The following is a 19317-nucleotide window of genomic DNA, read 5'->3' on the forward strand; positions in this document are numbered from 1 at the left end:
ATGCCCCACTGATTAAAGTTTCACTTTATTGACGTACAGGCTTTTCTACATCTTCTTTTCTATATTTTTGCTTTGTTGCTTCTCCGCCTCTTAAATGACGAATAGACTTATGATAATCAAGAATTTCTTTCACTTCATTTGCGAGCTCTGGGTTAATTTCTGGTAGACGTTCTGTTAAATCTTTATGGACTGTACTCTTTGATACCCCAAATTCCTTTGCAATTACACGCACTGTCTTTCTTGTCTCCACGATATACTTACCAATCTTGATAGTTCTCTCTTTGATGTAATCGTGCACACCACTCGCCTCCCTAAATTGGATGTGAGAAGTGTGAAATGAGCTTCGCTGCATACGACTAAGAAGTAAGTGTGAGTGCTGTTTGTAAGCGTTAAACATTCTTGGATTTATAATGAAATGATTCACGATTTCTCACCTCAAACACTCTCTTTGCTTTGGTTTATACCATTGTATTGCCCGCACTACTGATATATGCTACATGTTCACTATTTTTGCGGACTAAGTTAAGAAAAATTACGTTTTTTTGTGAGAAATACGTTAACAATGACTATTTTGGCAAAAAAATGACACCTTGTTTAAAAGGTGTCATTCTTCTCGATCATATTCTTCTTCTAACAATTGATGGTGGGGAACTTCCTTCTTACCGGCAATATAATAATACAAAGTAAATAAAACAAACAATAATATAATAGCAATCGACAGAACAAACAAAAACGACACAGTATCCCCTCCCTTTTGTAATATATATTCGAGAATCTCGTCATTTTTCCTTGTTAATGCAATTTTTTTCTCGAAATTGATTATTTTTATATATAGCTCGACTAATAATCGGACTTTTACGGGCAGTTAATCAACCCTAACTTCTTTGCTTTCGCTGAATTTTGAGATCGGGGTCTTACCGCCCGTAAATAGCAGGATGAAAATAAAAAAATCAGTTCTCTTAATGAGAACTGATTTTTCCACTTTCTTATTCTTGTGAAGAAGAATCGTTAGATGATTCTGTAGAACCATTTGTTGATTTTTCTTCTTTCTTCGGTTCTTCTTTTTTGTCACCAGTCGAACCGCTTGTTGATTTCTCTTCTTTTTGAGACTTATCTTCTGTTTTACTTTCTGGTTTCGTGCTCGTTGACTTCTCTTCTTTTTGAGATTTGTCATCAGCCTTTTTACCAGAAGCATTCGTTGCCTTTGTAGCACCTGCATCAGCTTTAATTTCTGCTACTGATTTATTTAAGTAGCGCTCAGGGTTCACAGCCACATTGTCTTTACGTACTTCAAAGTGCACGTGAGAACCTGCTTCTTTATTCATTGCACTTAGACCGGATTTTCCTAATACTTCACCTTGTGCAACTCTTGCACCTTTTTCTACTTTCACACTGCCTAAGCTTTGATAAGAAACTGCTACACCATTTCCACTATCAACTGTTACAACATAACCAAGAAGTGAATCTTTTTCAGCTTTTGTTACTGTGCCACTTAAAGCAGCAGCAACATTGAACTCTTTTCCATTTTTCGCAGCAATGTCAATTCCTTTATTCGGGGAATATGTGTTGTTATAAAAGACAAGTGCTTTTTCTTGTTCCGCCTCAGTTGCTGCATCTTCATAGAATTTCTTCTGCACGACTACTTCCGCATTAGCGGCTGCTGGCATTTTCACTACTTCTGAAGATTTCGTTACTGGTACTGCTGGATCTTCCGATTGTGTATACGGTGTTGCTTGATCGTGGTTCGGAGTCTTCTTTGGATTAGCTCCTTGGAACCATAGCGCAACCACTAGGATTACCGCTGCACAAGCAATGTACAGTGCCGGAAACACCCATCTTTTTTGAAATAAATGTACTACCTTTTGCGACTTTTTATTATTTCTTCCTCGCATTCCATCATCACCTCAGCAATCATTTTGAACAATATTCATGTATCCTATACAACGTATAACTAATTACTTTTCGACAAATTATGTAAAAATATGTATAGAAATTGTAAAATTTCCGAGGAAATGATGAAAAAAGAAAAAACTGAGCATTTTCAGCTCAGTTTTTAGTCCATTTGTTTCTTTTTATATACGATTAAACATGCAACAACCGAAAGAATAAGCCACACTCCAACATTCAAGACATGTCCGCTAATACTACTAAATCCCGCTCCCTCTACTAAGCTGTTAATCGCTTTGGCAATATGAGATGTCGGAAGATACTCGATCATCGTTTTAATTACTTTATTTTCAACCATTGGCTCAAATTGTACAGCTAAATACATCGTCATTAATATCGGCATTCCAATGAGTGATGTTTGCGGTACAGACTCAGCTAACAATCCAATCATTGTTCCAATCACAATAAATAGAATTGTTCCACATAAGAAAATAAATCCTAGTAATAAAAGATTTCCACCGAATTGATCCAAAATGAATAAGTTCACAATACAAATGCCCAACGTCAAACATGCTGTTAATATACTTTTCCCAAGAAGAACTTCAACCGAAGAAGCTGGTGATAGCATTAGCACACGTAACGTATGTTTTTCTTTTTCTTCTGCAATTACCATTGATTGAACAAACCCTGCAACAAATAGAAAGGCCATTAAAGTAATAATGCCAACCCCCATGCGCCCTTCTCCAAATCTGCTAAATATAAATGCAAATATAATTGGTAAAGATGCCATTAATAACACTTGTGAATTTGTCTTAAAATCTTGTACTTCTTTTCTAAAAATAGCTGATACACGTCTCATTGAAAATGTCATTATAATCCCCTCCCAGTAACTTCAATAAAGATATCGCCTAATGTTGGCTCGTGTGAATGAATAGATAGTAATTCACCTTTTTTCATCCATTCTGAAATACGTTTTGCACCTAATTCATCTTTTTGCACGACTTCTTTTTGCTTATCTTTTAATACGACTTGTATTTGATCTTTCGCGTATTGTAAGCGAAGGTTTTCTGGTGTATCAAGCGCTACAATTTCTCCGCCGCATAGAAAGGCGATACGGTTACAAAGCGTTTCTGCTTCTTCCATATTGTGCGTCGTTAAGAAAATCGTCGTTCCTTCTTTATTTAAGTCTTTTAAGATTTTATGAATGTTTTGTACGTTAACTGGATCGAGTGCGGATGTTGGTTCGTCTAAAAAGAGGATATCTGGTTTATGAAGGATCGCTCTCGCTAGTGTGACGCGCTGCTTCATTCCCTTTGATAGTTTCTTTACTAATGTTTTTTTATCATCTAATAGATTCACTTGTGCTAGCACTTCATCGATTCGTTCTTTTTTGCAATCGTATAAGTCGCAAAATAATAGTAAGTTATCATAAATGCTAAGTCTTTCATATAAGCCGCTGTTGTCTGTTAAAATACCAATTCGTTTATAATCGATGCTACTTGGTCCTGTAATGTCTTTCCCTAATACTCTTACTGTTCCAACACTATGAAGTAATTGAGAAGTTAATATTTTTACTGTTGTTGTTTTACCAGATCCACTCGGTCCGAGGAATCCGAAAATTTCTCCTTGCTTCACCTCAATATTTACATTTCGAAGTGCCGTTTTTTCGTTGAAACTTTTCATTACATCTTTCATTTCAATTGCCAATGTCATTTCGTCATCCCCTTTGTTTTTCTTTATAGATGAAATTTGCTTTCGCAAGTTTCGATTTGTATGTTTCGCTTTTCTTGACTCAATCATATGAAAAATAAAGGGTAGGCGCAGTAAAATACCGGTAAAAGGAGTATTTTTACCGGTGAATGAATCATATTTCGATCCTATTGGAGCACTTTTTATAGCCCAATTACACCTTTTAATTCATCCATTCGTCCTTTTGAAAGCGGAATTGAACTTTTTCTTTCGTCATCCAAAATTAAACTAAAACTGTTCCGTGTCCAAGTAATAACTTCTCGTACTCGTTGTAAATTAACGAGGTACGAACGATGACATCTAAAGAAACCGAATCCTGTTAATCTCGTTTCTAGTTCACTTAATGTTAATGCACATACGAAATCACCTTCACGCACATGAATATGTGTCACTCCATTTTGTGTTTCAATGAAATGAATTTCCATCGGATCAAGTAAAATGATTTTATCGTTCACCTTCGCTGGTATTCTTTCTAATTTCATCTGCGGAATCATTTGAACGACTTTTTCTTCATCAACTTCTTCCGCCTCTTCTTGCTCGATTTCGACCTTTTTCACACCATCGTTGTTTAATATGTATACATCTTCTGTTAACGAAAGAGCGTCTGATAGGAAAGAGGACGTAATAAAGATCGCCTTTCCTTTCTCTTTCATTTTCATAATTGCTTTTCGAATAATAATCGTACTTTCTGTATCTACATTTTGCTCCGGCTCTTCCAAAATAACTAAATCCGGATTATGAATCATAACTCGCCCAATATGAAGGCGACGTTTCTCTGAAAATGATAATTTTTCTATTTTCACGTTTAACTTATCTAAGAGACCGACATATTGTACTACTTCTTCTATACTTATCTTTGATTCATAAAGCCCTAACAAAAATTTAAAGTATTCCTTCACCTTCAAACGATCATATGCTTCATCTTTCAAAAAACAAAAACCGATGCGGGAATAATTTTTCTTTCCAATCGCTTCGCCTCCAAATAGCACATTGCCAGTTGAAGCTTCTTCCTCACCAATAATGATGCGATGCAAAACTTTAGCTGTATGGTTATTACATTGCAAAACAACACATTGTCCTTTCTCAACCTCTAGCTCAATTGCCGGTAACTGGTTCGTCTTCCCTAATTGTTTCAACTCCAGTAGCGCCATTTCGTCTCCCCCAAATGCTTTTTATCCTATTATACCAAACAATTAATGGAAAATTTTGATATTTTTATGAAACAAATAAAAAGAAGGCTATCCAAATGAACGGATAGCCTTATTCTCTATTTTTGTTCTACCATATAAGTTTTGAGTAAATCACGAAGTGCTCTTTTTAAAAACTTACCTACAAATAATGAAAAAAGGAGCTAATCTTAATTAGCTCCTTTCACGTTCTACTTCTTCACCATCAGTTTTCCCTCATAATCATTCATCGTTTTTATTTCAACGCCTTTATAATAATGAGCGACGATATCTGTATATTTCTTACCTTCCGCTGCCATACCATTCGCACCGTATTGACTCATGCCAACACCATGACCGAAGCCTTTCGTCGTGACAATGATTTTATTGCCCTCTTGTTTCCATGTAAAATCAGAAGAGCGCAAATCTAACTTTTCACGAACTTGTTTTCCTGTTAATGTTTTCCCTTGGAACGCTACATCCTTTACTCTTTTACCCTCCGTAAGATCTTTAATATTTCCAACCTTTCCATCCGCTAGCACTTTCACACCGAGACGTTTTTGAAAATCAGCTACTGTGAACGTTTGCTCGCTTGTAAACTTTGGAGAGGCTTGATCCCACGGGCTATCTACACTTTTCAAATACGGATAATCATTTCCCCAATAATCAGCTGCATTCTCTGTTCGGCCGTTACTCGTTGAGAAGAAAGACGCTGAAATCGGTTTTCCCTCATACGTTAAAACTTGTCCTGCGGTTTTAGAAACGGCTTCCTCGATTTTCTTTAAATTGTTTTCGTAGTTATTGCCCCATTGTTTTTTCAATTCCTCTTTGCTTTTGTACACTTGATCTTTCACCGTATCTACCACATCTGCATTGTTTTTCTTTTCTCCACTTAGCATACGCTGCACCACGAATGTTCTTGCTGCTAATGCCTGTGCCTTTAGCGCCTCTATTTCAAAACTGGCATTCATCTCAGAAGCTACTACACCGGTCACATATTCCTCCACAGGTAATGTTTCTACCTTCTTCTGTTGGTCGCGATATACAGCAACTTGAACTGCTGTATCCACTTTCCCTGGAGCTGGTATACTTTCTATCGCTGGAGGAGTTTTAGAAGCTGCTTCTTCTCCTATTTTTGCTTTCGCAAACGGAATTACAAGAGCAGCGGGTACAATGATAACGAGCGCTATTAAAAGCACTACTATAATGAAAAATGGCTTTGAAAATTTCATCCTATTCCCCCAATATAAAGTTGGCTTCCTTTCATTCTTATGGAACTACGGAATTTTTTAGAACATACTTGGGGGTATCGGTATAGACTGAAGTTTTAATGCGTTGGAGTCTTACTGCCCGCTAATGGGAGATAAAACGAAAATTTTCTAAATATTTTTACTGGTACGTGCATAAGTATAGAGTTTATTGACTATAACAGTAATAACCCCAAAAAAATAGTCTCTATATCAAAAGACATAGAGACTACTTCAATTAAGCGTGAAGATCAGAAACTTCTTGTTCTTTCACTTCTTCTACTTTTTCGTTTACACGTTCAATAGTTGCACCTAATGCAGCTAATTTCTTATGGAAGTCTACATAACCACGGTCAAGATGCTTTAATTCAGTTACACGAGTGTAACCTTCTGATACTAAACCAGCTAAGATTAATGCTGCAGCTGCACGTAAATCAGTTGCACCTACTTCAGCACCTTGTAAGCTGTTTGGACCGTTCATAATAACAGAACGACCTTCGATTTTAATATCAGCATTCATACGACGGAATTCTTCAACGTGCATAAAGCGGTTTTCGAATACCGTTTCTGTAATCATACTTGTTCCATCAGCTTGTAGTAATAATGCCATCATTTGTGATTGCATGTCTGTTGGGAAACCTGGGTGAGGCATAGTTTTAATATCAACCGCTTTTAGCTTATCTGGGCCGATAACACGTACACCTTCATTTTCCTCAATAATTTTAACACCCATTTCTTCCATCTTCGCTGTAATTGAGCGTAAATGTTCTGGAACAGCATTTTCAATTAAGATGTCTCCACCAGTAATTGCTGCTGCAACCATGAATGTTCCCGCTTCAATACGGTCAGGAATAATAGAGTGGTTTCCACCATATAATTTCTCAACGCCTTCGATACGAATCGTTCCAGTTCCAGCTCCGCGTACTTTCGCTCCCATCGCATTTAAGAAGTTAGCTAAGTCAACGATTTCTGGTTCTTTCGCTGCATTTTCAAGGATTGTTGTCCCTTTTGCTAATGTAGCTGCAGACATAATGTTTTCTGTCGCGCCCACGCTTGGGAAGTCTAAATAAATTTTAGCTCCTTTTAGTTCTCCCTCAACGTATGCCTCAACAAAACCGTTACCAACCTGTACTTTTGCTCCCATTGCTTCGAAGCCTTTTAAATGTTGGTCAATTGGACGTGAACCAATTGCACATCCACCTGGAAGTGCAATACGAGCACGACCGTTACGTGCTAATAATGGTCCCATTACTTGAACAGATGCACGCATTTTACGTACATATTCAAATGGTGCTTCAATGTTTAGTTCTTTAGAAGCATCGATTGTTACTTGGTTATTTTCAAATACGACTTCAGCATTTAAATGACGTAATACCTCATTAATTGTGTATACATCAGACAAAACTGGTACTTCAGATAGTACATTCTTTCCATCACTCGCTAATAGGGCTGCAGCGATTATAGGTAATACAGCATTTTTTGCGCCCTCAACACGCACTGTGCCGTTTAACCGCTTTCCGCCACGGACGATGATCTTTTCCAAATTATTCCCCTCCGTGTCCTTTTTTCAGTATCTATTCACTCAATACTCAGAAGTTATGATCGGTGTGCCAACCACAATTGTATCTTTGTTGTTTGTAGAACGTATTGCTATTTGCACATTTATTTTCTCTCTATTTGTTGAAAGAGCGTCATCCCACTTTTTATTGTATGCGGAGACTGACACAAATGCTCTTTCTTCTACTTGTTCGATCGCTCTTGCTGAAAGATCTTTCAAAACCTGATTGGTTTTATTTTGCAAAACACCTTCAATCTTATCATTCAGTACACCTTGAACACAAGTGTAAATTATAGGTTTTTCATTAAAAATTTTATTCATTTTCTGAACATGCTTCGGGTCCCATTTCGCCCCACTTACTTCAAAAATAATGAAAGTGTTTTCTTTAGTATTTTCCTTACTCCAAGTTACTACTACTCGTTCTTCATATGAAGCAAACTTTTTATAGGATGTAGCTTTATATCCATCTGGAGATTGCTCTAAGTCCCATTTTTGAATATTTGCCTTCCCCTTCACATCGTTTAACAATTTTTGAAACGTATGTATGTTAGAAATTGTTTTTGTTTCTCGCGCTAACCATGACCATTTCTCCACTTTAGCATCATTTTTCTCTAAAGCCTTAATCATGTTCTCCATTTTCTGTTCATCGCTTATCGGTTTCATCTCTCTATATCCAACCAAAAAGAAAACAACACTCAACGCAACAATAAGAATGGCTTTAAGCTTCAATTTCATCCCCTCCTATCCCCATTGTTAACGGAGATATGAGGTTCTATACACTTACTTTACTAAATACGTTAAACTCTTCGAATAGCCTAAATAATCAAGGAAAAAGTTACTTACAGATGTCCCAATTGCAATTGTAATTAGGATGAGTAATACCCTCGTCTGCAACACTTTTCCAGCTTTCATTAAACGCTCGATGTGAATACCTTGTAAGGCCCACCACGTAATGGTAATAAACAATAAATGCGAAACGATGGCAATCAGTGCTTGTTGCCCTAAAAGTTGTGCCAAAAAATCGACCCCTTTTTACTCGGCTACTACTTACGAAAGAATATAAAAACGATACCATAATAAGTAGGAGCCACACTTTTTCAAATGCAAATAAGCATCTTACATTTTACATCGTAAACTTCTCTCGAAAAAACGTATACCTATATGCATTTTCATTTGCGGCTAACACAAAATAAAAAGCGCAGAGTACCGACTCCACACCTTTTATTTTCACTATTGTACCACGTTCCCCAAGAAGAAGAAATCTTTCATTAATGGAAAATATTCATAAAAGAAATTGTATCCAATCATCGGCATAATCCCTAGTATTACAATCGAAATTGCACAAAGACTCATAACAACCTTTATATTTAATGGCAACCGAATTTTCTCTTCTACTTCTCCCGTCCGGAAAAACATTTGCTGTAAAATACGGAAATAATATACGAATGAAATGACTGTCGTACCCATCATAATAGAAGCTAGTACGTAATGAGCTGGCTCTACATGAAGTGCACCTAAAAAGATGTTAATTTTCCCGATGAAACCAGCTGTTCCTGGTATCCCGGCCAACGATAAAATAAAAATCGTCATTACTATCGCTGTAAATGGCGACCTGTTATATAATCCGGTGAAAATAGTGATATTTTCTTTGTCGCTTTGTAAGATTAAGCCGTGGATAATTGCAAATGCGCCTATATTCATAAGCATATAGGCAAGCATGTAAAACCACATGCTATCCATCGTAAATGGTGATAATGCCACAAGTGGAACGAGTAAATACCCCGCATGCGCGATTCCTGAATAAGCAAATAGGCGTTTTACGTTATATTGCTTTAGTGCGACTACATTTCCGATAATCATCGTAATACTTGCTAGAACCGCAATATATATACTCATACGCCCGTATAAAGATTCCATGTCTCCTTGCACCGATACACTTGCAAAAATCATAAGGAACAGACGAATAATGAGTAGGAACCCCGCAATTTTAGAAATCGTTCCAAGGAAAGCAGTAACAGGTGTAGCCGCCCCTTCATACACATCGGGTGCCCACATATGAAACGGCACTGTTGCAATTTTAAACGAGAGCCCAACGAGCAATAGTAGAAATGCGAGAGCTAACAATAGCTGAATACCACTAGTTAGCTCCCCGGTGAATACTTTTTGCATATCCACAATATTGGTTGAGCCTGTAATACCGTATAAATAACTCATTCCAAAGAGCGTAATCGCCGTTCCAATTCCTCCATTAATGACATATTTCATTGCCGCTTCATTTGATGCACGGTTCCTTTTTCGTATTCCTACTAAAACATAGGAAGAAAGTGATAGTAGCTCTAAACCGACGAAAAGTGTAATAAAATCAACACTAGAAGCCATGAACATCGCCCCAAGAAGGGCCATTAAAAATAAGTAATAATATTCTCCCTTATCTTCAATTGGATTTTTCTTGTCATCGCTCATTGCGGTGCATAAGATGAGGGCCGCTCCGCCTAATAACAACGTTTTAAACCCTTTTGAAAATCCATCTAACACAAACGATCCATTTAAAATATCTCCTGCTGGTTCGCCGTATAGCGTAATTAATGACACAATTGCTAATATGACAGCAGCGATTGCACTAAGCGCCACATACCTATGGTTCAGCTTAAAAAACAAATCACCTATGGAAAGAAGGATGGCAAACCCGAGAATAATGAATTCTGGCAACATGAGATGCCATGATAAGCTCAGTAACGTATCCATATCCATCCTACTTCACCCCCAATGTTTTCAATGTATTTTGAAGCGGATCCCCTAGTATTTCTGGCATTACTCCAATGGCAATAATACAGAAGATAAGCAATAGGACCGGGACGTACTCCCATCCGTGTATATCAGTTTTCGCTTCCCACTCTTTCTTACCAAATGTTACTTGGAGTGTCGCTCTTAATACGTACACAGCGGTTAAAATAATCCCAAGTACACCGACTGCAGCAATGACTGGCTCTCCTTGGAATAAGCCGAGAAAGGCAAGAAACTCACTCACAAATCCAGACATCCCCGGTAGTCCAAGCGATGCCATTCCTCCTGCTAGGAAGAAGCCGCTAAGTATTGGGACACTTTTTGCGAGTCCACCAAGCGCTGTAATATCCGACGTGCCAAAGCGCTGTTCTATAACACCAAGCAAGAAGAAGAGCAAGGCTGCAATTAAACCGTGCGAAACAACTTGGAATAGCGCCCCTTGTGTACCTGGTGCATTAAGTGCCGCAAGCCCCATTAAAACAATTCCCATATGCGAAATACTAGAGTAGGCAAGCACCTTCCTAAAATCCGTTTGGATGAGCGCTAAAAAGGCACCGTACAATAAGTTGATTACTCCTAAAATCGCAATTAGCGTGGCAAACTCGCGAAAGTATTCTGGGAATAGCCCCTTCCCGAAGCGAATCATCCCGTACGCTCCAATCTTTAGCAAAACGCCTGCATGAAGCATAACTACAGCAGGGTGCGCTTCAATATGCACATTGACCATCCAGCGATGCAACGGGAAAATAGGTAGTTTAATTGCAAAGGCAATCATTATAGCAATAAATACACCAAGCTGTATGCTACTCGGGACGATCTGTCCTCCCCCAGCACTTACACCTGTTAATATCTCTTTCAATGCCGCAATATTTGTCGTACCTGTTTTCGCGAACAAAATCGAGAAAACGATGAGCAAAATAGCTGATCCAATGCCGTTATATATTAAATAACTATATGCAGCCTTTTCACTCGACAATTTCCCCCACTTGCCAATTAATAAAAACATTGGTGGCAGTGTAATTTCAAAGAAAATAAAGAACAACATTAAATTTTTAGCAGCGAAGACACCGAGCATCCCTATTTCTAGCATGAGCAATAGCATATAAAATGCTTTTAAATTTCTTTTAATGGAAAACGCTGCAATTGCTGCAAGCATCGCTAGAAGGGCTGTCAGCACCATCATTACAAGTGACAAACCATCAATTCCAAGCTCGTAATAAATAGAAAACCATCTTTTATCCACCGCTGCAAAATCACCAAATTTAATCCATTTCACTTTTTCATCAAATAGCGATAGACTCTTTCCAGAAGCATATGTACAAGCGAGGACGGTAGCTATCCCAAATGGAAGCGCCGTCCCAAATAAACCGAGCGCTCGTACTGTACGCGATTCTTTTTTCGGTGTTAATACAAGTAATAGAATCCCTAAAAGTGGGGAGAAAATGAAGAACGTCAACAACAAATCATTCATCGTAAATCCCCTCCCGTATATAGCAAAATAATGACGAGGACCGCGAGCGAAACTGCTGTTACAGTGCCGTACACTTGTACATTCCCGTTTTGAAGCCTCGACAATGTGCCACTTACCCCTTTAACCAAACTTGCGATTAAAACAGCAATCCCTTCCACGACATATACTTCAAATAAGCGAAGCACATGAGCGATTCCCTTCGTAATAGGAATCACTGTCATATTGTATAGTTCATCCACATAATATTTTTCTTTCAAGAGCTTATGAAGAAATGACCTTTCTCCTCCTGCCCAATTTTTTGAGATAGTTTTCTTTCCATATATGAAATACGCAAGGGCAATCCCCCCAAATGAAACGAGCGTCGCAACAATCATAATCCAAACTGGTCCATGTGCTTCTTCCACTTTAAATTGTATATCCTTCGTCAGCCAATCTCCGAGAAACGTTCCAAACCACGGTGTATTTATATATCCTGCTACTACCGCGAGAACGCCGAGAACAATCATCGGATACGTCATAATACGCGGCGAGTCATGCACGTCTTCCTTCGTCTTCGCTTCCCCAGTAAAGACAAGAAAGTATAGGCGGAACATGTAGAATGCTGTTAGGAATGCCGCAAAGACTGCTAGAACAAATAGAAAGTAATTGCCACTCATCCAAGTTGCTGCCAAAATTTCATCTTTACTAAAAAAACCCGAAAGAAGCGGAACTCCACTAATTGCAAGTGTACCTATTAAAAATAACGTACCCGTTACTTTCATCTTCTTCTGTAAACCGCCCATTTTATTAATGTTTTGCGTATGCACAGCATGAATTACACTTCCTGCTGCCAAGAATAGTAACGCTTTAAAAAAGGCATGTGTCGTTAGATGGAATATACCCGCTACATAACCAGCAGAACCTAAGGCGAGCATCATATACCCGAGCTGGCTAACTGTAGAATAAGCAAGTACCCTCTTTATATCCGTCTGTACAAGACCGATAGAGGCTGCAAATATTGCGGTGAAAGCCCCAACAATTGCCACCGTCTGCATTGCCACCGCACTTGCCGAAAATAGCGGGAACATCGTTGCTACTAAATATACACCGGCTGCGACCATCGTCGCCGCATGAATAAGTGCCGAAACAGGCGTTGGCCCCTCCATCGCATCAGGCAACCACGTATGAAGCGGAAATTGACCTGATTTCCCCATCGCCCCGATAAAAATTAATATCGCCGTTATCGTTATCATAGTCGGGGACAGATCGCCTGTATGAATCGCTCTAAAAATTGCTTCATACTCAAAACTACCTGCATGCCAAAAGATTAAAATCATCCCAATAAATAAACCAACATCCCCAATACGAGTCATAATAAAAGCCTTTTTCGCAGCAGCCTTTGCTTCCTCCTTAAAGAAATAAAAACCGATGAGTAAAAATGAACCGAGGCCTACTAACTCCCAAAATATATAAAGCTGTAACAAATTCGTCGATATAACAAGCCCAAGCATCGCAAATGTAAAGAGTCCTAAATATGCATAAAAAGTTGGTAATCTTGCGTCACCTTTCATATAACCTTTTGAATACACATGTACAAGTAAGCTCACAAGTGTAACGATAAATAACATCAAAGCCCCTAATGCAGTCACTTCAAAGCCAAATGATATATCAATATCTCCAGTTCTAAGCCATACCCATTTATGCTTCACTGTGACCTTCGAAAATCTTTCTATTAATACAAGTACCGCGAGTATAAAGGAGAGAGAGACGAAGAAAATACTAAGTACGCTGCTTCCTTCTCTAATTTTCTTCCCGAACATAATAAGTAAAAAAACGAAACAAGCGGGAAAAGCGGTATGAGCCATGCATAATCGATCATTGTTTCCTTCCCCCTTTTCGGTCACAATGCTATCCTTTAAGCGTATCCATTTCATCTACATGAACTGTCGTGCGATTACGATACAAAGCAATTAAAATGGCGAGCCCTACCGCCGCCTCCGCTGCCGCTACAGCCATCGTAAACAGCGAGAAGATTTGCCCTGTTAAATTCGGGAACAAACCTAATTTACTAAACGCCACTAAATTTAAATTGGAAGCATTTAGCATTAATTCGATACAAACTAATACGATTACTGTGTTTCGCTTCGTTAAAGCTCCAAATAAACCGATGCAAAACAAAATAATCGCAAGTGTTAAATACGCAGAAGCTGGAACGCTACTCATTGGAATCCTCCTCTTTCTCATCCTTCTTCGCAAGTATAATCGCGCCAACAAGTGCTACAAGTAAAATAACCGAGGTTAACTCAAATGGAATAATGTATTTCGAATAGAGAAGTGTACCGATTTGAAGTGTGTTTTTTTCATGGAGAGGTAAACTTCCTTGTGTGCTTTCATTTGAAAAATCGATACTATTAACAGCGAAATACATAACTGCCCCAAATGCTACAACTGCAAAGAAGATAATCCATTTTCGAAGAGTAAGACGTGATTCATTTTCCGCATTATGTTTCGTTAACATAATGCCAAAAATCATAATAATTGTGATTGCACCAGAGTAAAGTAATATTTGTGCAACTCCGATAAACTCGGCCGATAAAAGAAAGTACAAACCTGCAATGCTGAGAAATGTCAGAACGAGAGCTAGCATCATATGCATTACTTTCGTTAAGTTCAACATGAGAACACCACCGATAATTGCAGACAAGGATAGTATAAAGAATGCTACAAACTCGCCATTCATGCTTTATTCTCCTTCCTGACGTTTTCATCGTTTTCGTCGAGCCACTGCAAATTTTTAAATAAATCATCACGTGAATATGCTGCGAGTTCAAAGTTATTTGTCATAACAATTGCCTCTGTCGGGCAAACTTCTGTACATAAATCGCAAAGTATACAAATTTCAAAATTAATATCATACGTATCAATAATTTTCCCTTTTTTCGTAGGGTCAGGATGTTTCTTTCCCGTCAATTGAATGCAATCTGTCGGACAAATGTTAGAACACTGATTACAAACAATACATTTCTCAGGATAAAACTTTTGAATCCCTCTAAAGCGATCTGGCAATGGCAACGGCTGATTTGGATAATCATACGTCACCTTTTTCTTACTCAAATTACTCAGCGTATATTTTAAACCTTTAAATAACCCTTTCATCTCTTACTGGCACCCCCTTCATAGATTAGAAGAATAGCTCCTTAATCAATGCCGTTAAGAAAATATTTGCAAGTGCGATTGGTAATAATACTTTCCAGCCAAACTCCATTAACTGGTCACCCCTTATACGCGGGAACGTAACGCGGAACCAAATTAATAGAAAGACTACACTGCTAAATTTCAAAGCAAACCATACAGCACCTGGAATAAATCCAAGAAACATAACTGGGTTCCAGCCGCCTAAAAAAAGTACTGTAATTAAAGAGGCCATTCCGAAGAAATATACATACTCTGAAAGCATGAAAAACGCCCAGCGAAAACCTGAGTATTCCGTATGATATCCAGAAACAAGTTCTGACTCCGCTTCTGGTAAATCAAACGGCGTCCTATTTAACTCTGCTACTGCTGCGATTAAGAAAACGACGAATCCAATTGGCTGTACGAAAATGTACCAAACTTTCTCCTGCGCCGCTACAATTTCATTTAGATTCAAGCTACCAGCTAACAAAACGATACCAATTACGCTCATTACGAGCGGAATTTCATAAGAAATCATTTGCGCCGCCGCGCGCATCCCTCCTAAAAGGGAATATTTATTATTTGATGCCCATCCCCCAGTTACGACACCAATTGTCGTAATCCCAGAAACAGCAATGTAATACAGCAATCCGACACCAATATCCGCGAACTGAAATTTATCGGTAAACGGGATAACCGCAAGTACCATAAATGCTGGCGCAAATGCAATGACAGGTGCTAATATGAACAACGGTTTATCTGCAGCTTTCGGAATACTATCTTCTTTCAATAATAGTTTCAAAACATCAGCTACCGTTTGCAGTAAACCGAACCGCCCTCCAACTTGGTTTGGCCCAATCCGGCCTTGCATAAATCCCATCACTTTCCGTTCTGCCAAAATACCATATGTAACGAAGCCAAGGACTGCAAATAGTAGAAGCACTGCTAATCCGAAAAAAATGAAGAAATTCGTCCAGCTTGAAGGTGATTGTAAGAGCGTCTCAATCATTAGCCATCGACCTCCCCAAGTACAATATCGACTCCACCTAAAATCGTAATTAAATTGGCGATGTTTTCACCCTTCAATAACTTCGGTAAAATTTGCAAGTTATAAAAAGAAGGTCTGCGGAATTTCAGACGATATGGCTCTTTCTTTCCGTCACTAGCGATATAGCAACCAATCTCTCCGCGTGGTGATTCTATACGGACAAACGCTTCCCCCTTAGGCGCCTTAATAATTTTCGGCACTTTCGCCAGTACGGCTCCGTCCTTTGGAAACTGCTGGACTGCTTGCTCTACAATTTTTAACGACTCTTCAATTTCCTCCATTCGGCAAACGTAGCGATCCCAAGCATCTCCCACGCTCCCAACAGGAATATCAAAATTAAAACGATCATAAATCGAATACGGCTCATCTTTGCGAAGATCCCAGTTTACTCCGGTGCACCGCAAATTCGCTCCGCTTAAAGAATACGAAATTGCTTCTTCCGCGCTATATATACCAACGCCCTTCACGCGATTCAAGAAAATCTCATTACCACTAACAAGGTCGTGATAACCTGCCAATTGCTCTCTCATGTATGGAACAAACTCTTCCACTTTTTCAATCCAACCATCCGGCGCATCCCACTTCACACCGCCAACTCTCATATAGTTAAAAGTAAGCCGTGCCCCGCATAATTCATTTAATAAATTTATAATCATCTCTCGTTCACGAAACGCGTACAAAAACGGGCTGACCGCTCCTATATCAAGAAGATTTGTACCCCACCAAACGAGATGGCTCGCAATTCTTCCCAGCTCCATCGCAAGTACTCGCAAGTATTCGGCACGTTCCGGAATTTCAAGTCCCATCATCGTCTCTACAGCATGGCAAATGACGTAATTATTCGTCATTGCTGATAAATAGTCCATTCGATCTGTATAAGGGATAATTTGCGTATACTGTAAGCTCTCAGCGATCTTTTCAGTCCCGCGATGCAAATACCCAATAACCGGTGTAGCTTCTTTAATAATTTCACCGTCAATCTTAATAACAAGCCTGAAAACACCGTGTGTACTCGGATGCTGAGGTCCTACATTCAAAAGCATTTCTTCCGTACGAATCATAAGTTACACCTCCACATCATACGGTTCATAATCTTTCCTAAGCGGATACCCTACCCAATCATCAGGCATTAAAATACGCGATAAATTCGGATGTCCCTTAAATGCAATGCCTAGCAGATCATACGCTTCTCGCTCCGGCCAGTCAGCCCCTTTCCACAGCGCTGTTACCGATTCAACTTGCGGCACTTCTCTATCCAGCTTTACCTTCACCGCTACAGACTGTTTCTTTCCATATGAAAATAAATGAACATACACTTCCATATGAGTCACAAAATCTGTCGCATGTAGCTCTGACATATAATCAAAAGCAAGTCCCTCATGGAATCGTAGTAACTCCATCACCTCATAATATTTTGAAGGATCCACCACAAGAGTTGGTACATCTTTTGAAAGTTTATTAATATAGGAATCTACTAATGTGCTACCTCCTAATTTACCCCTAATAACCTCAACATACTGATTGAGATACGGCTGATTAACGGACGGTTCTTCTTGCTTCGGTACATCTTCCTTTTCACTTTCAGCACCCTTCGTCTTCGCCCTTGCCGCCGCAGCCGCTTTCGCCTTCGCTGCTGCAATTGCCTTCGCCTTTTCATCTCCCAAATTCCCATCACCTTGCGAAGCTTTCTGTTTCGCTAGCGCCGCTGCTTTTGCTTTCGCAGCTGCCACGGCCTTCGCCTTCGCTTTAGCCTTTTCTTCTTCCGTTACCTCTTCTGTTCCTTCTCTTTTTTGCTTCGCTAGCGCAGCCGCTTTTGCTTTCGCAGCTGCGGCTGCCTTCGCCTTCGCTTTGGCCTTTTCTTCTTCCGTTACTTCTTCTGTTCCTTCTCTTTTTTGCTTCGCTAATGCTGCCGCTTTTGCTTTCGCAGCTGCGGCTGCCTTCGCCTTCGCCTTCGCTTTGACCTTTTCTTCTTCCGTTACTTCTTCTGTTCCTTCTCTTTTTTGCTTTGCTAGCGCCGCTGCTTTTGCTTTCGCAGCTGCGGCTGCACGTTGTTTTGCTTCTTCTACAGTCATTCCATCAATTTTTGGTAGCGCTTTCTCTTTTTCTTGATTTTCTCCTTCAAGCTTACTTATTTCCCCATCATGTTTCGCAACAAGACGTTTTCTCGCTTCTTCTTTCGCGCGCCTAGCAGCTTCTCTTTTCAGATCCTCTAAATCTTTATTTGGATTACTCATTTATTCGTCACCTGCTTCCCTGTCTTTGCCTCGTAACGAATTTTCTCTTTCAACTTATTAATTCCATAAATTAAAGCTGCAGGGTTTGGTGGGCATCCAGGAATATACACATCAACTGGTACAATTTGATCTACACCTTTCACAACAGCGTACGAATTCACATACGGACCACCAGCAGTCGCACAAGATCCCATCGCAATAACCCATTTCGGTTCAGGCATTTGATCATATAAACGCCTAACAATAGGAGCCATCTTCTTCGTTACCGTTCCCGACACAATCATGACATCTGATTGCCTTGGTGAAGTCCGAAAAAATGACCCAAATCGATCTAAATCGTAATGTGATGAACCTACTCCCATCATTTCAATCGCACAGCATGCCAGTCCGAATGTCATCGGCCATAAAGAATTACTCCTCGCCCACCCTTTTAACTGCTCCAATGTAGAAAAAAAGATATTTCTCTCTAATTCCGCTCGCTCATTTGGATGTAGTGCCTCAAAATTTATAACCATTGTAACACCTTCTTTTTCCAAGCATAAGCTAATCCAACTAGCAACATTACAACAAAGATGAGCATTTCAATTAATGCAAATAAACCTAGCTTGTCATATGCAACAGCCCATGGATATAGAAATAAAGTTTCTACATCAAAGATGACAAACAATAAAGCGAAAATATAGTAACGAGCATGAAACCGAATATTTGCATCATGAAAAGGCTCAATTCCACTCTCATACGTCGTCGCTTTTGCTGCACTTGGTTTGTTTGGGCGCAGCATCCTTCCTAATGTAAGAGCCACTACCGGCAGTAATATGCCTACTAGCAAGAAAATCAAAACGATCATATAATTATTTTCATATACACTTGCCATTGTGAAACCCTCCCCCCTGAATTAAGAACAAGTTCACTTAGTAAACAATATGTCCCAGTTGCGACAAATATTATTTTTAAATTTTTCTAAATAATTAAACTATTTTATTTATTATAGCAAACTTCAAATTCCTATGTCGATATGTT

Annotated in this window: 20 protein-coding genes and 1 pseudogene; all 21 read right to left on the reverse strand. The window is 39.1% G+C overall.

Annotated features, from left to right (window positions below):
• Window positions 1–25: 25 nt before the first annotated feature.
• Entirely contained in the window at window positions 26–298 is a 273-nt protein-coding gene (gene spoIIID, locus BTOYO_RS12495; protein WP_000544012.1) for a sporulation transcriptional regulator SpoIIID, read from the reverse strand.
• A 306-nt stretch (window positions 299–604) separates the two neighbouring features.
• Window positions 605–739 carry a hypothetical protein gene (locus BTOYO_RS12500; RefSeq protein ID WP_000008898.1) on the reverse strand — a complete coding sequence of 45 codons (135 nt, stop codon included), beginning with the start codon at window positions 737–739 and terminating at the stop codon, window positions 605–607.
• A 247-nt stretch (window positions 740–986) separates the two neighbouring features.
• Window positions 987–1892: a stage II sporulation protein SpoIIQ gene (locus BTOYO_RS12505; RefSeq protein ID WP_001214953.1), complete on the reverse strand. Its 906-nt coding sequence runs from the start codon at window positions 1890–1892 to the stop codon at window positions 987–989.
• A gap of 161 nt (window positions 1893–2053) precedes the next feature.
• A complete protein-coding gene (locus BTOYO_RS12510) occupies window positions 2054–2758 on the reverse strand; it encodes an ABC transporter permease (protein ID WP_000144458.1) in 705 nt (234 codons plus the stop codon).
• Window positions 2758–3600 (reverse strand): ABC transporter ATP-binding protein, encoded by an 843-nt coding sequence (locus BTOYO_RS12515; protein ID WP_000170852.1) that lies wholly within the window; start codon window positions 3598–3600, stop codon window positions 2758–2760. Before BTOYO_RS12515 ends, BTOYO_RS12510 begins: the two co-directional genes overlap by 1 nt.
• A 179-nt stretch (window positions 3601–3779) precedes the next feature.
• Window positions 3780–4787 (reverse strand): LytTR family transcriptional regulator DNA-binding domain-containing protein, encoded by a 1008-nt coding sequence (locus BTOYO_RS12520; RefSeq protein ID WP_001185923.1) that lies wholly within the window; start codon window positions 4785–4787, stop codon window positions 3780–3782.
• Between the two features lie 227 nt (window positions 4788–5014).
• Window positions 5015–6034 (reverse strand): stage II sporulation protein D, encoded by a 1020-nt coding sequence (spoIID, locus tag BTOYO_RS12525; RefSeq protein WP_000672621.1) that lies wholly within the window; start codon window positions 6032–6034, stop codon window positions 5015–5017.
• 253 nt (window positions 6035–6287) lie between these two features.
• Window positions 6288–7592, reverse strand: a complete 1305-nt coding sequence (gene murA, locus BTOYO_RS12530; RefSeq protein ID WP_000411271.1) for a UDP-N-acetylglucosamine 1-carboxyvinyltransferase — start codon at window positions 7590–7592, stop codon at window positions 6288–6290.
• Window positions 7593–7631: 39 nt separating this feature from the next.
• Window positions 7632–8336 (reverse strand): YwmB family TATA-box binding protein, encoded by a 705-nt coding sequence (locus BTOYO_RS12535; RefSeq protein ID WP_000767897.1) that lies wholly within the window; start codon window positions 8334–8336, stop codon window positions 7632–7634.
• Window positions 8337–8387: 51 nt separating this feature from the next.
• Window positions 8388–8624, reverse strand: coding sequence for a DUF1146 family protein (locus tag BTOYO_RS12540; RefSeq protein WP_000057885.1), 237 nt, complete (start codon window positions 8622–8624; stop codon window positions 8388–8390).
• A 213-nt stretch (window positions 8625–8837) separates the two neighbouring features.
• Window positions 8838–10352: an NADH-quinone oxidoreductase subunit NuoN gene (gene nuoN / locus BTOYO_RS12545; RefSeq protein WP_002093010.1), complete on the reverse strand. Its 1515-nt coding sequence runs from the start codon at window positions 10350–10352 to the stop codon at window positions 8838–8840.
• Between the two features lie 7 nt (window positions 10353–10359).
• On the reverse strand, window positions 10360–11862 hold the full coding sequence (locus BTOYO_RS12550; RefSeq protein WP_000998952.1) for an NADH-quinone oxidoreductase subunit M: 1503 nt from the start codon (window positions 11860–11862) through the stop codon (window positions 10360–10362).
• Window positions 11859–13720, reverse strand: a pseudogene (gene nuoL, locus BTOYO_RS12555) (NADH-quinone oxidoreductase subunit L). Before nuoL ends, BTOYO_RS12550 begins: the two are co-directional and overlap by 4 nt.
• Before the next feature lie 29 nt (window positions 13721–13749).
• Entirely contained in the window at window positions 13750–14064 is a 315-nt protein-coding gene (gene nuoK, locus BTOYO_RS12560) for an NADH-quinone oxidoreductase subunit NuoK (protein ID WP_000100083.1), read from the reverse strand.
• Window positions 14057–14581: an NADH-quinone oxidoreductase subunit J gene (locus tag BTOYO_RS12565; RefSeq protein WP_001012818.1), complete on the reverse strand. Its 525-nt coding sequence runs from the start codon at window positions 14579–14581 to the stop codon at window positions 14057–14059. Before BTOYO_RS12565 ends, nuoK begins: the two co-directional genes overlap by 8 nt.
• Window positions 14578–14997 (reverse strand): NADH-quinone oxidoreductase subunit NuoI, encoded by a 420-nt coding sequence (gene nuoI, locus BTOYO_RS12570; RefSeq protein ID WP_000677189.1) that lies wholly within the window; start codon window positions 14995–14997, stop codon window positions 14578–14580. The genes BTOYO_RS12565 and nuoI overlap by 4 nt, the downstream gene beginning before the upstream one ends.
• A 25-nt stretch (window positions 14998–15022) precedes the next feature.
• Window positions 15023–16024 (reverse strand): NADH-quinone oxidoreductase subunit NuoH, encoded by a 1002-nt coding sequence (gene nuoH, locus BTOYO_RS12575; protein ID WP_000573426.1) that lies wholly within the window; start codon window positions 16022–16024, stop codon window positions 15023–15025.
• Window positions 16024–17124, reverse strand: a complete 1101-nt coding sequence (gene nuoD, locus BTOYO_RS12580; RefSeq protein ID WP_000621442.1) for an NADH-quinone oxidoreductase subunit NuoD — start codon at window positions 17122–17124, stop codon at window positions 16024–16026. The genes nuoH and nuoD overlap by 1 nt, the downstream gene beginning before the upstream one ends.
• Before the next feature lie 3 nt (window positions 17125–17127).
• On the reverse strand, window positions 17128–18297 hold the full coding sequence (locus BTOYO_RS12585; protein ID WP_000070280.1) for an NADH-quinone oxidoreductase subunit C: 1170 nt from the start codon (window positions 18295–18297) through the stop codon (window positions 17128–17130).
• Window positions 18294–18812, reverse strand: coding sequence for an NADH-quinone oxidoreductase subunit NuoB (gene nuoB / locus BTOYO_RS12590; RefSeq protein WP_000236327.1), 519 nt, complete (start codon window positions 18810–18812; stop codon window positions 18294–18296). Before nuoB ends, BTOYO_RS12585 begins: the two co-directional genes overlap by 4 nt.
• The gene (nuoA, locus tag BTOYO_RS12595; RefSeq protein WP_000179269.1) at window positions 18803–19171 is read right to left on the reverse strand and encodes an NADH-quinone oxidoreductase subunit NuoA; all 369 of its coding nucleotides are present in this window, start codon (window positions 19169–19171) and stop codon (window positions 18803–18805) included. The genes nuoB and nuoA overlap by 10 nt, the downstream gene beginning before the upstream one ends.
• Window positions 19172–19317 lie beyond the last annotated feature (146 nt).

The organism is Bacillus toyonensis BCT-7112 (assembly GCF_000496285.1).
Lineage (GTDB): Bacteria > Bacillota > Bacilli > Bacillales > Bacillaceae_G > Bacillus_A > Bacillus_A toyonensis.